Raw genomic sequence first — 12058 nt, 5'->3', positions numbered from 1 at the left:
TTTTTGTGTTTAATAACTTGACATATTAACCCAAGCCAGGAATTTCATATATATTCCTTGATCTTAGACCAATCTTGTTTTTGCTCGTCCAGATTACGATTCCTGTTTACCGATGAGCTGCCACAATGATACATCGGAAACAGTAAGAGGTTTTCCTTTAACTTTATAGGTGAAGCTTCCACAAAATCTTTAAATATTCTATTCGTTGAAAGTGTTTGACCAAAAACAGACATCACTCCTGTCGTAGAAGCCCGCCCCAACGTTATTATAATTGTGGGCTTGACAACCTCAATAAGAGGCTTAATAAACTCCTCGGCAAATTCGTTTATTTTAGCCTGACTTAAAATTTTATTAAGGCCTCCTTGCATATCTCCGGTTCTTAAAAACGGAATGATATTGGCAAAATGAAATTTTTGATTTAAAGCAGGATTATTGGGGTCTCCAATTTGTATCCCCAATTCATTAAAAAGCAAACTCAAATTTCTACAAGTGGGATTCATATCCTGATCTCTACCATTATTTTTCAAATAATAACTGGTACTACCCCAATCTTGTCCTATTAACATTATATCGGCAGGTATACTGTTATGCCATTTAGCCCAAGGATCCAAGTAATTCCCTTCATCAAATAGATTATTCTCCACATCTCTTTGATTTATAAGTCCGGGAATTTGAACCTTATAATTTTTGCGTTTAGTTACTAATTCCTCGTAAGTCATGCTTATATTTAATTAACCTCTTTTCAGGCAACCGGTCCAATTGGCCACACCACACGGCCATGCAACTCATTCAATACCTGTGCAACACCTGTGTAAATAGCCGATGCCCCACAGATGATCCCTTCATAACCTGCAAACTTCGAAATACTTTCGTTCCCGGTAGCATCGCCAGCGGCCAACAAAAAGAATAATATGGTTAACGATGCAAAAACAAACTGCAATGCGCGGTTAATTTTGAATGTACCCAAAAACAACAGGAAGGTAAATATACCCCACATCACTAAAAAAGCAACCATAGAGGCTTTGGTTGGCGCAGGGAACCAACCCAGTTTAGGCATCACGATAAGTCCTACCAGGGTTAGCCAGAAAAAGCCGTAGGACGTAAAAGCCGTTAAACCAAAAGTATTATTTTTTTTGGCTTCAATAATCCCGGCTATTACCTGGGCTGTTCCTCCGTAAAAAATACCCATAGACAATATCATGGGGCTCATTTCGATAAAGCCTGCGTTGTGCAGGTTAAGCAGTACGGTAGTCATGCCAAATGCCAGCAGGCCCAGGGGCGCAGGGTTGGCGGTGTTCTCTTTTAGGGAGACAAAGGTTGTTTCGCTCATAAATTTAATACGGTTTGATTTATTAATTGGGTTGATAGTTGCGTTGGTTACCGCAATTGGTACAATTAAAAGTAAATGTTTTTAAAACAATATCAAACTAAAAAATATTGCTTAACAAATAGTAGCTTTAGCCATCATGCAGAAATTAGTTTTAATACGCCACGGTGAGAGTATATGGAACAAGGAGAATCGTTTTACCGGGTGGACCGATGTAGACCTATCGGAAGAAGGTTACCGGCAGGCAAAAAAAGCTGGGGAACTATTAAAAAAACACGATTATAATTTTGACGCGGGCTTTACCTCGGTTTTAAAAAGAGCCATTAAAACGCTGCATTGTGTTTTAGAAGAATTGGATCACCTTTGGATTCCGGAAGAGAAATCGTGGCGGCTCAACGAGCGTTTTTACGGTGCCCTGCAAGGTTTAAACAAAACTGAAACCATTGCTCAATATGGCGAAGAACAGGTAAAAAAGTGGCGTCGCGATCCTAACGAACATCCACCCGCTATTACCAAGGATGACGAACGTTACCCCGGCCACGACCTCCGCTATCAGCATTTAACCGCCCGCGAATTACCGCTTACCGAAAACCTGAGCGAAACCATGGATAGGGTTTTACCTTTTTGGCACGAAAAAATTATGCCAACCATGCGGCTTAATCAAAAGGTGATCATCGCCGCCCACGGCAACAGTTTACGCGCGCTGGTTAAATACATCGACCATTTATCCGACGAGGAAGTTACCAACCTTGAAATACCAACAGGCATCCCGCTGGTTTATGAGCTTGACGACCAGTTTAACAGGATCAGGCATTATTATTTGGAGTAGGCTTATACGGGAACGTCAGCAATGGAAACATAATAGCCATCAATATCCCGCAAGGAAAACTCCTGCCTTCCCGAATTTTCGTTCAAATGAGGTACCTCCTCAATAACGGCATATAATTCGCGGGCGTTTTCCCATACCTGCTCAAAATTGCTCACGGCAAAAACCAGGATCAATCCGTTGCCTTTTTTTACGTCCGGGCTCATTAGTGTTGAATGCGCATGGGCGCCCCATTTGTGCAGGCATAAAATAACGGTATCATCATCCTTATCTGCCAGAATCTCGAAAGTCTCTCCCCCGTGTTTGCTTTTACAGTTTAACAGTGTTTGATACCATTCTGAGCTTTTAGGCACATTCCTTACGCCTATTATTACTTCCGTTCTAATCATTATTCTTTTTGTTTTATTTCGGTATCATTCAAACCGGCATTTGCAAAGGTTTGCAATTATATTGCAACATACCTATTATTATTGCCAAAAATAAGTTGATGAACAAACATAACCTTAACATCGCTCAAATCCCACATTTTTGTTTCCTCCAAAATCAATTCAATATGCTTCTTGCCTATATCCCGCAAGGCATTCCCTACCGATTTACGCACGTATTCGCTCTGGTTTGCCTTTTGCCCGCTAATTAACTGAATGGCTATTTCGGGGTGTTGTTTAAAATAAGGCCTTCCCGTCCATATCCGCAGCCCCTCAATTACCGCCCGGTTTAAATTGGGCTGGGCATCGGTAAGCCAGATCTCAATTTCGGGCAGCGATTTTTCGTAACCTGTAGCTGCGCAGTAATAGTCAATCGCCTTAGCCAGCATTTCCTGCACCCGCCAGTTGCCATCGTGCACAACCCTGGTTTTAAGAAGGGTTAGCGCGGCGGGGCAGCTTACCGAAAGCTGCCCTAAAAGGTAAGTTGCCAGCATACGCCCCTGGTAACTTTCCTCAGTCAATAAATCTGCAGCTATTTGTAAATAGTCGGTTTCGCCAGTATTCAATAAGCCGTCTCCAGCCTCCATAATATGTTTAAAGCCGTGTTCTGTTTTCTTTAACTCATCGATAATTGCTTTCAACATAGCTTGATCAAGATAGATTATATAAAACTACATCATCTGACTGCCTACAGAGCGCATAACGAATCAAAATTATCAAATTAAAGAAAAATCTCCGGCAATAATTATTTTCTGTCCGCCAGACGGATCACCAGCTTTAAAGCCGACCAAACCTCATTAACCGCACACACTTTTACATCTACCAAACCGGTTTGCAAGGCATAATTGCGGATCACATCTTCAGTAATATCCGTTTTAATTTTGGATGCCTTTTTGGGCCATGATACCCAAATACTGCCATTCTGAACAATTTGAGTTTTGATCAGCGGAAGCTGGGCAAGGTACCCGGCTTTGTCGTCCACAAAAATATGGATCAGGTCTTTCAATTGATGCGCATCATTTACAAAAACAATATCCGGCGGCAAATCGGTAAACAGATCAGGATAATATTCGGGCGCGTTAACCAGCATCACTTTAAAGCCAGCCTTAATACCCAACTTTTTTGCCAGCGGCGTACCCGAATACCCAGCAGTTTGCATTTTTTATCGATTTAATAGTTAATCAGATTATCCCCGGTTTCCCAATCAATAATTTGCCTTAAATGATGTTCCAGATGGCGTACATAATCATTAGCCAGCCATTCAACCGTATGCAGGCTAACATCGGTTTTGCCTGTATCGCAGGTATTTTGCAACAAAGATGGCGGATAGTTTTTTAGCACCCTGCTAATCTGGCGGTTTAACAGCCGCCAGATGGTTAACAGATCATCAACCTTAGCATCCTGGTAGTGCTGGGCTGCAACCCATTCGTCCTGCGCGTAAATCAGTTTAAAATTTTGTTCGTAGGTGCAGCGTACAAACCTGTTTAAATTATTATTGGCGCTATCTATGAGGTGCCCGATGATCTCCTTCCGTGACCAGCGATCAGCCAGAGGCTTAAAATCCCAATTGACGTCGGTTGTGATTAACCGGATCAGGAAATCGTCTATCATCTGGGTGATCTGTTGTTCGGGAGTATCCATACCTGCAAATTATAAAATTATAACCTAAAAATTGCAGAATATTCCGGTATTTCAATCAGCGTAATTAAATCCAGCCCCGGGATTCTAATTAAAAAATGTATTATTGTTTCGCTAAAAACAATTATCTTCAAAGTTTAAACTTCTGCATGGCCCTTAACTATATCTGGATCGCGTTTTTTGTTATCGCTTTTATTATAGCCTTATGTAAGTTGATATTTTTAGGCGACACGGAAGCCTTTAAGTTGTTGGTTGATGGCATTTTCGATTCGAGCAAATCATCAGTGATGGATATCGCCCTGCCACTGGCCGGCACCATGGCTTTTTGGCTCGGCATTATGAACATTGGCGAAAAAGCTGGCGCCATTAATTTTTTATCGCGCATAGTTGGCCCCTTTTTTCAGCGCTTATTTCCGGAGGTACCCAAAAACCATCCGGCTACGGGCCACATGATGATGAATTTTTCGGCCAATTTATTGGGTTTGGATAACGCCGCCACCCCGCTCGGCCTAAAAGCGATGGGCAGCCTGCAAGAACTTAATCCAGATAAGGAAACCGCTACCAACGCGCAGATTATGTTTGCCGTGCTGCACGCATCGGGCCTCACTATTTTACCCATCAGCATTATAGCCCAACGGGCCATTATGCTGTCTAAAGACCCGACCGATATTTTTATCCCCTGCATCATAGCCACCTATGTAGCCAGTATTGTTGGTTTACTGGTAGTGGCTATTAAGCAAAAAATCAACCTGTTTGATAAAGTTATTTTGAGCTGGCTAACTGGCTTAACCGCTTTTATAGCGCTATTGGTTATTTACCTTACGGTTTGCCTTAATAAAGAGCAGATCAGCACTTTCTCTAAAGTGGCCAGCAACCTGATGCTTTATATTATACCGCTTATTTTTATTTTGGGCGGCCTGTTTAAAAAGGTAAATGTATTTGAGGCCTTTATTGAGGGTGCCATAGGCGGCTTCCAAACCTCTGTTAAAATAATACCTTACCTGGTAGCCATGCTGGCGGCTATAGCGGTGTTTCGCTCATCGGGAGCGCTGGGTTATGTTGGCGAAGGCTTTAAATGGATATTTGGCCATTTTAATATGGATACCCGCTTTACGGATGTATTGCCTATAGCTTTAATGCGCCCGCTAAGCGCCTCGGGAGCACGAGCCATGATGCTGGATAATATGAAGGTTTTTGGCGCAGATAGTTTTGTGGGCCATTTATCAAGCGTATTATACGGTTCTGCCGACTCTATATTTTACATTGTAGCACTTTATTTCGGATCGGTGGGCGTTAAAAATTCGCGCTATGTTATACCCGCTTCATTAATTGCCGACCTGGCAGGCGTAATTGCTGCTATATTTGTTGCCTATTTATTTTTTGGATAATTATGATCATGAAAAAATCAGTACTATTGAGCTCCTTACTGCTTACTGCAAATGTTTTAATTACAGCCGCTCAGCCCTCACAAAAAATGACACCCGAACTGCTTTGGAAACTGGGACGTTTTGGTTCCGGTATTATTACGCCCGATGAAAAAAATATCATCTACAGTGTATCTACCTATAATATGGGTCTTAATAAAGCCGAACCTAATTTGTTTAGTGTGCCGGTTACCGGTGGCCCTGTACAGCAGTTAACTAACGAGCCGGGTAGCAAAGCTATACTAAAAATAGATGCCCTTACCGGCAGGGTTACCTATTGGTACGATGGCCGCATATGGCAAATGGACAGCGATGGCGGTAACCTGGCCATGCTTACGGTTAACCAACAGGATGATTTTGATAACATCCGGATATCGCCCGATGGTAAAAAAATAATGTACACCCGCGATGTACAAATACAAAAGGTTTTAGGGAAAGACCGCTATGCCGATTTACCTAAAGCTACCGCTTATGTAATTACCGATCTTAATTACCGCCACTGGGATACCTGGTCGACGGGAAAGTTTTCGCACGTATTTCTGGCTGATTACGATAACGGAAAAATCAGCAATGAAAAAGATATTATGCACGGCGAGGCTTTTGATACGCCCCAAAAACCCGCAGGCGGGCTTGAAGACCTGATATTTAGCCCGGATAGTAAACAAGTGTTATATGTTTGCAAAAAAAAATCGGGTAAGGATTATGCCCAGAGTACCAATACAGGCCTGTACCAATATACCATAGCTACCGACGAAACCAGGGAACTTACCCAGGGGATGAATGGCTATGATACCCAACCCTCTTTTAGTCATGATGGTAACCGCCTGGCTTGGTTAAGCATGAAAGAGGATGGTTATGAGGCCGATAAGAACGACATCATTATCAAAGACATCAAAACCGGGATAAAGGTTAACCTTACCGCAAAGTGGGACGAGAGCATCAGCTCGTTTACGTTTAGCAAGGATGATTCGAAAATTTACTTTATAGCTGTACATAACGGCACCGAACAACTTTTTAGTGTGGATGTTAAAAAACCCTCGCCTTCGGGAGAATCAATTGTGCAGATCACCAAAGGGCAGTGGGATGTTACTTCCATCATCGGCCAATCGGGTAATCAATTATTGGTAACCCGTACCGACATGAACCATGCAGCTGAGATCTATTCGGTTAATTTACCGGGCGGCAATATGCACAAGCTGAGCGATATTAACGATAAAGCTTATAACAAGCTGATGACAAGCCGGGTTGACGAACGCCACATTAAAACCACCGACGGAAAAGATATGCTGGCCTGGGTAATTTATCCACCGGATTTTGATCCCACAAAAAAGTATCCCACGCTGCTTTATTGCCAGGGCGGACCGCAATCGGCCCTGTCGCAGTTTTACTCCTTCCGCTGGAATTTCCAGTTGATGGCGGCACAGGGCTACATTGTTATAGCACCTAACCGCCGCGGCATGCCGGGGCACGGTGTTGAATGGAACCGTGAGATTAGCGGCGACTGGGGCGGCCAGCCGATACAAGATTATTTAAGCGCTATTGATGATATTGCTAAAGAGCCCTTTGTGGATAAGGAGCGCTTAGGTTGCGTTGGCGCAAGTTACGGAGGATATTCGGTTTATATGCTGGCTGGTGTACACGAGGGGCGTTTTAAAACATTTATAGCGCACGACGGCTTATTCGATTTAAAAAGTTGGTACGGAACAACCGAAGAACTTTGGTTTGCCAATAAAGATATCGGCGGCAATTATTGGGACAAATCCAACATGCGGGCGCAACGGTCATACAGCAAGTTTAACCCGAGCAACTATGTTGATAAATGGAATACGCCCATCATGATCATTCAGGGCGGCAAAGATTACCGCGTACCTATTGAGCAAGGTTTGCAAGCTTTCCAGGCAGCTCAATTGCGGGGCATTAAATCCAAATTAATCTACCTGCCCGACGAAAACCATTGGGTGCTTAAACCACAAAATGCTATTTTATGGCAGCGGGAGTTTTTTGACTGGCTGAAGGAAACCTTATAACCCCTAAAAACAATTATTTTTAACCAACATATAACTCGCAATCCGGCCAAAAGAAAAGATTTAAAAAGCAAGTGTTACGACAATACCTACAAGTATTCAATCGGTATTAAGCTAAGCCGGGTACACTTTTTAGCTGTACCGATGGAATACTTGACCATGCTTATGTTTTAACGCATGGCCCCAAATTGCATCGTTATCATTGAAAGGTAATTAATATGCATGGGCGCTACATTAAAGCGGCGTATTTAACCAGGCACATGCGTTGCTTGTTAACTCCCGAAGTAAAACAGGTTTACAAATTAGGCAACAAACAGAACCTCTAACTATATAGCTTTATATTTTTATTCCTAACCTGTTTTTTATCCGGTATGACAGGCCATAATCCAGATAAGCTTGTTTTAATTTGTTCTTTTTTTCGCTCAATCTATTTAAGGTACGCAAAACGCGGTTCTTCTTGTTATTGACAATCAGGAGCCTGCCATACTCTGTAAATGAATTTTTTATCGCATCAAAATCTTTCACAGCACTATCCCAAGCCTGATGCGGATTTTCATTTATTTTTTTATAAAGTTCCCCGCCGCCCACAGGGTTAATATGCCTCATCTGTATGGCATCAACAACGGCTATTTTATCAGTTGGATAATCGAGCAATTTACTCCATACACTATCCATGCCCCACGACGAATTATTTATAGTAAAAGTTGATAAACATTGTTTAACAGCAAAACGGCTTAATACAGGCGCCATTACTTCAACCTGTCCAATAAAGCGTATAAAACAATCAGAATTATGTTTTAATATAGGCCAGCTGCAATACGAATCACTTGTTAAAGATGCCTGTCCAATCCATAGATCAAAAGCCCTTACGATATCAAACATTTTGTTAATGCTTAATGTATCAATAACAACATCATCGTCAATAAAATAAAAATATTCATATTGGTCCAACAACCCGGGCTTTATCTCGGTTAATAATTGATGGATCATTTTGTATTTAAAATCCTTTAAGTGGAAAAAATAATCAACGTCCGCATATAATGATGGATAGTCAATATTTTGATGATAAAACAATAAACACACGTCAAAATTCCGCAAATCGGCATCTTTTAACCAATGGTCTTTAAAAGTTGACAAGCTATTACCGCATGGAGCAATTATAATATTTTTTCGCATTAATTGGGGCACTTATTAATACAGGCAAGGTAATACTAAATCATTGGTCGAAAAAATTTTTAATATATTTTAGCGAAGGTGTAGAGTTAAAAATAGCTGTGATGGTATGTCAAAATTACTCACACAACCATTTAGATTATAAACAGTCTGCACAATACCGGTAACATTATCAAAATGTTAATTCAATTTTATCATTAATCTTATTCAGTAATAATTTTTGGCGATAACAAAACATCGGCATAGCTTTAAACGTTTTATCAATATAAACCAATTATGTACTAATGTATTCTGTTAACAATTAGGCTTCTGTAATTACGGATTGTGCTTGTTGTTGACACTGTTATTAAAAATTACTGAAATGAAAATACACGAGCAAACCCTTAACCGTTTGCAAAACCAGCACAAAATTATCAGGCATTATATTGATGATTTACCGCCACAGGCTTTGTATAACCGCATCGACAAAAATAAATGGTCGATACACGAGAATATTGCCCATTTGGCCAGGTATCAATACATTTTTTACAGTCGAGTGGTGCAAATACTGGAAGAATCCAATCCGCATTTTGAGCCTTATGACGGGGATAAAGATACCGAGTTCCGCTTCTTTGTATCCAAATCAACCGGGCCGCTTTTACATGATCTGTACCGCATCAGGCAAGATCTGACAAACTTATTGTCCGACTTACCCGAAGGACAATATTCGCGCACAGCAACACATGCCAAATACGGCAAAATGAATCTTTGCCAATGGGTTGAGTTTTTTGTTTTGCATGAATCGAACCACCTTTTCAAAATATTTAAATTATCGTCAAAATTCTGGCAGGCTAACCACTCGGCCATTGATACGGACCTTTACAATTCTGAGCTCGACCACGCTTTAATGCACTAAGAGTGCCTTAAAAAGCAACCCTAAACCGGTTGCTTTTTATTTACAGATTATTGTACTTTTATAAATGAATTTTAAATTACTGCCTATAGTTAGTGCCGAGGCCGAAATTAAACGTACCCATTATCAAACCACCATCCGTTCGGCAGATCATGTTATTATTGCTGACGAGCCGGAAAGCGCAATGGGTACAGACACCGGCATGAACCCTTACAGCTTACTATTGGCCAGCCTGGGTAGTTGCACAGCCATTACGCTACGCATGTACATTGACCGTAAGATGTGGATAGTAGACGAAATATTGGTGCAACTGGAGCTATACAAAACAGATGCTGGAACGCTGATTGACAGGAAGTTAATTTTTAAAGGCGATATTAACGATGAACAACATCAAAAGCTGATTAATATAGCCAATGTTTGCCCTATACATAAAATTTTAACTGGCGACATTAAAGTTGTAACCAGTTGATAGTATTTACAGCTACATTAAAAAAAGAAAAACCGCTTTACAGCGGTTTGTTTCTTATTTTTAATGAGTGCGATGGTTTATCCATTACAAGTTGAAGCATATTCAACGTGATAGATAAAATCATCCTCATTTTTAAATGTTCCTGTGCTGAAACGAATTTTGCGACCCCAATTTTCCCAATACATTTCATAATGGGTTTTGTCTTCCACATCTTCGGTTTCAATAAAATAGTTGTTAGCCAATTTGTACAGCGTTTTTTTCAATTTCATTTTAGGAACTAAATGAAATTTTTTCAAAGTTTCTGACGAGATTCTCATAGTAGTAGTTTTTTATAGCCAGCCCTTGTTTGGTTAATATTACTGTAAACATCTAAAAACAACCATTGTTTTTAGATGTTTAATTCAATTATAATAATTAAAACGAGAATTTCGGTAGCAAAAATCAAAAAACTAACGTATAAGTCATTAAATTTAACTGGTTAAGCCACGCACAAAAATATTGACTAACAGCAAACGCTTTTGGTGTATTTCTTCCAGTTGATCCTTACCCGGAAAAAACTTCTTTTTTTGAGAAACGGCCCTTACCCTCACGCCGTGTAAGGCATCCAGCAGAATATCGGCAATAGCCTCCGGATTTTCTACCGGCCTGATTACTTTCTTTTTGGCTTCTTTAACAATTGCATTCCTTAGAAGTTCAATTTCGGCAGAATGAAGCTCTTCTATTATCTCCCATATCGCGTCGGGCAAGTTTTGCTCATTTAATCTGAAGAAATCAAAGAAATTATAGTTAGTCACGATAAAATCGTGCTGGGTATCGATTTGAAAAATAAATGCCTCTTCGAGATTATGAAAGCCATCAGAATTGCTGGTAAGCTTTTTTAAATAACTATTAGCCAGCTTACGCATCACGGCAACGTATAATTGGCTTTTATCCGGAAAATAATAATAAAGCAAAGCCTTAGACATAGAAACGTCTCCTGCAATCTCATTCATGGTTGTTTTAGAATAACCATAATGTAAAAAACGGTTGTAGGCGGAATCTAAAATTCTTTCCTTCTTGATATCGTGCGGATCTATAGCAATGTTCATCAATTATTCAATTCAGTTAACCTTATGTACTAAACAACATAACGTCAATTAAGTTGCAGTTGATACAAATAGTTTTACTTTTTGAACAAATTTATCAAATTTTCGATACCTAACCGCTATTAATCAGGTAAGTATTTGGTTAAAAACCCAATGAAGCAATAAAACGAATAAAAAACAATCGAAAATGGTGTTGGTACCACCATTTTAACTTTCCAGATAAAGGCTCACATCATATATTGAACGCTATCAACAAACACATGGCGATCAATAAAAGATATCAAAAAAGCTGCTTCAATGAAATATAAAAACAGCCTTTTTGTTTTTGATTAGTGGCTGTGCCTTCTATTTTCAGCACGATAGATGCCAAGAAAAATATTACCTACTACGAGTACTATAATTAATGCTAACATGTTTGCCCCCTTTAATTTATAAATTGGTTTTATTTACGTTAACGGAACAAAGCTGATCCTTGTTTCATAACAAATGCCTAATAGGGCTCAAGTTAAGTATCGAAATGGCAACCAGTGGCTTAATTATTAGTAAATAATTTAAAGTGGAAGTGTAATACAATTCAATTCATTATGAATTTAACATTATTTCTGAAAATAAACTAATTCAATCCAATTGACCAAACTGACATTAATATGACAATAAAGAAGAGTCGTTGGTAGGGGATTAAAACAACAACAGGTCCGTTTTTAACGATAAGCGTAAAAACAACATTTTATATTTATATACTGATAATCAACAAATTAACTACCAATCGATTAAT

The 12058-nt window shown here is 39.9% G+C and carries 14 protein-coding genes; 5 read left to right on the top strand and 9 right to left on the bottom strand.

What is annotated here, in order from left to right:
- Positions 1-44: 44 nt before the first annotated feature.
- Both MUCPA_RS22415 and MUCPA_RS22410 read right to left on the bottom strand, forming a co-directional pair.
- Positions 45-719 carry a uracil-DNA glycosylase family protein gene (locus MUCPA_RS22415; protein ID WP_008509504.1) on the bottom strand — a complete coding sequence of 225 codons (675 nt, stop codon included), beginning with the start codon at positions 717-719 and terminating at the stop codon, positions 45-47.
- 23 nt (positions 720-742) lie between these two features.
- Positions 743-1330, bottom strand: coding sequence for an acetate uptake transporter (locus tag MUCPA_RS22410; RefSeq protein WP_008509503.1), 588 nt, complete (start codon positions 1328-1330; stop codon positions 743-745).
- A gap of 136 nt (positions 1331-1466) precedes the next feature.
- Between MUCPA_RS22410 and gpmA the strand changes: the two genes are divergently transcribed.
- The gene (gene gpmA, locus MUCPA_RS22405) at positions 1467-2156 is read left to right on the top strand and encodes a 2,3-diphosphoglycerate-dependent phosphoglycerate mutase (protein WP_008509502.1); all 690 of its coding nucleotides are present in this window, start codon (positions 1467-1469) and stop codon (positions 2154-2156) included.
- Between the two features lie 2 nt (positions 2157-2158).
- Here the strand turns inward: gpmA and MUCPA_RS22400 are convergent, their stop codons facing one another.
- From MUCPA_RS22400 to MUCPA_RS22385, 4 genes are all read right to left on the bottom strand, one after another.
- Positions 2159-2542 (bottom strand): VOC family protein, encoded by a 384-nt coding sequence (locus MUCPA_RS22400; protein WP_008509501.1) that lies wholly within the window; start codon positions 2540-2542, stop codon positions 2159-2161.
- Positions 2543-2598: 56 nt separating this feature from the next.
- Positions 2599-3222, bottom strand: a complete 624-nt coding sequence (locus tag MUCPA_RS22395; protein WP_008509499.1) for a DNA alkylation repair protein — start codon at positions 3220-3222, stop codon at positions 2599-2601.
- A 101-nt stretch (positions 3223-3323) separates the two neighbouring features.
- Positions 3324-3737 (bottom strand): DUF3052 family protein, encoded by a 414-nt coding sequence (locus tag MUCPA_RS22390; RefSeq protein ID WP_008509498.1) that lies wholly within the window; start codon positions 3735-3737, stop codon positions 3324-3326.
- Between the two features lie 11 nt (positions 3738-3748).
- Entirely contained in the window at positions 3749-4219 is a 471-nt protein-coding gene (locus MUCPA_RS22385) for a DinB family protein (protein WP_008509497.1), read from the bottom strand.
- Positions 4220-4314: 95 nt separating this feature from the next.
- Here MUCPA_RS22385 and MUCPA_RS22380 point away from each other — a divergent pair, with 95 nt between their 5' ends.
- Together MUCPA_RS22380 and MUCPA_RS22375 are read left to right on the top strand one after the other, a co-directional pair.
- Entirely contained in the window at positions 4315-5604 is a 1290-nt protein-coding gene (locus MUCPA_RS22380) for a nucleoside recognition domain-containing protein (protein ID WP_233276781.1), read from the top strand.
- An 8-nt stretch (positions 5605-5612) separates the two neighbouring features.
- On the top strand, positions 5613-7667 hold the full coding sequence (locus MUCPA_RS22375) for a S9 family peptidase (RefSeq protein ID WP_008509495.1): 2055 nt from the start codon (positions 5613-5615) through the stop codon (positions 7665-7667).
- A 333-nt stretch (positions 7668-8000) separates the two neighbouring features.
- Here the strand turns inward: MUCPA_RS22375 and MUCPA_RS22370 are convergent, their stop codons facing one another.
- On the bottom strand, positions 8001-8840 hold the full coding sequence (locus MUCPA_RS22370) for a DUF707 domain-containing protein (protein ID WP_008509494.1): 840 nt from the start codon (positions 8838-8840) through the stop codon (positions 8001-8003).
- Positions 8841-9198: 358 nt separating this feature from the next.
- Between MUCPA_RS22370 and MUCPA_RS22365 the strand changes: the two genes are divergently transcribed.
- Both MUCPA_RS22365 and MUCPA_RS22360 read left to right on the top strand, forming a co-directional pair.
- Positions 9199-9732, top strand: a complete 534-nt coding sequence (locus tag MUCPA_RS22365) for a DinB family protein (protein WP_008509493.1) — start codon at positions 9199-9201, stop codon at positions 9730-9732.
- 64 nt (positions 9733-9796) lie between these two features.
- A complete protein-coding gene (locus MUCPA_RS22360) occupies positions 9797-10198 on the top strand; it encodes an OsmC family protein (RefSeq protein WP_008509492.1) in 402 nt (133 codons plus the stop codon).
- 77 nt (positions 10199-10275) lie between these two features.
- Here the strand turns inward: MUCPA_RS22360 and MUCPA_RS22355 are convergent, their stop codons facing one another.
- Complete coding sequence (locus tag MUCPA_RS22355) at positions 10276-10467, bottom strand: hypothetical protein (protein WP_040626272.1); 192 nt, start codon at positions 10465-10467, stop codon at positions 10276-10278.
- A gap of 201 nt (positions 10468-10668) precedes the next feature.
- Entirely contained in the window at positions 10669-11286 is a 618-nt protein-coding gene (locus MUCPA_RS22350) for a TetR/AcrR family transcriptional regulator (protein WP_008509490.1), read from the bottom strand.
- Between the last annotated feature and the right edge of the window lie 772 nt (positions 11287-12058).

Source organism: Mucilaginibacter paludis DSM 18603, from assembly GCF_000166195.2.
Taxonomy (GTDB): Bacteria; Bacteroidota; Bacteroidia; order Sphingobacteriales; family Sphingobacteriaceae; genus Mucilaginibacter; species Mucilaginibacter paludis.
This window is presented reverse-complemented; position numbering and strand designations above follow the sequence as displayed.

What these genes read in the sequence shown, in the direction of transcription:
- MUCPA_RS22395 (WP_008509499.1), bottom strand. Translation starts at nt 3,222, where the DNA reads ATGTTGAAAGCAATTATCGATGAGTTAAAGAAAACAGAACACGGCTTT.
- MUCPA_RS22410 (WP_008509503.1), bottom strand. Translation starts at nt 1,330, where the DNA reads ATGAGCGAAACAACCTTTGTCTCCCTAAAAGAGAACACCGCCAACCCT.
- MUCPA_RS22370 (WP_008509494.1), bottom strand. Translation starts at nt 8,840, where the DNA reads ATGCGAAAAAATATTATAATTGCTCCATGCGGTAATAGCTTGTCAACT.
- gpmA (WP_008509502.1), top strand. Translation starts at nt 1,467, where the DNA reads ATGCAGAAATTAGTTTTAATACGCCACGGTGAGAGTATATGGAACAAG.
- MUCPA_RS22390 (WP_008509498.1), bottom strand. Translation starts at nt 3,737, where the DNA reads ATGCAAACTGCTGGGTATTCGGGTACGCCGCTGGCAAAAAAGTTGGGT.
- MUCPA_RS22415 (WP_008509504.1), bottom strand. Translation starts at nt 719, where the DNA reads ATGACTTACGAGGAATTAGTAACTAAACGCAAAAATTATAAGGTTCAA.
- MUCPA_RS22400 (WP_008509501.1), bottom strand. Translation starts at nt 2,542, where the DNA reads ATGATTAGAACGGAAGTAATAATAGGCGTAAGGAATGTGCCTAAAAGC.
- MUCPA_RS22385 (WP_008509497.1), bottom strand. Translation starts at nt 4,219, where the DNA reads ATGGATACTCCCGAACAACAGATCACCCAGATGATAGACGATTTCCTG.
- MUCPA_RS22365 (WP_008509493.1), top strand. Translation starts at nt 9,199, where the DNA reads ATGAAAATACACGAGCAAACCCTTAACCGTTTGCAAAACCAGCACAAA.
- MUCPA_RS22380 (WP_233276781.1), top strand. Translation starts at nt 4,315, where the DNA reads ATGTATTATTGTTTCGCTAAAAACAATTATCTTCAAAGTTTAAACTTC.
- MUCPA_RS22355 (WP_040626272.1), bottom strand. Translation starts at nt 10,467, where the DNA reads ATGAAATTGAAAAAAACGCTGTACAAATTGGCTAACAACTATTTTATT.
- MUCPA_RS22375 (WP_008509495.1), top strand. Translation starts at nt 5,613, where the DNA reads ATGAAAAAATCAGTACTATTGAGCTCCTTACTGCTTACTGCAAATGTT.
- MUCPA_RS22350 (WP_008509490.1), bottom strand. Translation starts at nt 11,286, where the DNA reads ATGAACATTGCTATAGATCCGCACGATATCAAGAAGGAAAGAATTTTA.
- MUCPA_RS22360 (WP_008509492.1), top strand. Translation starts at nt 9,797, where the DNA reads ATGAATTTTAAATTACTGCCTATAGTTAGTGCCGAGGCCGAAATTAAA.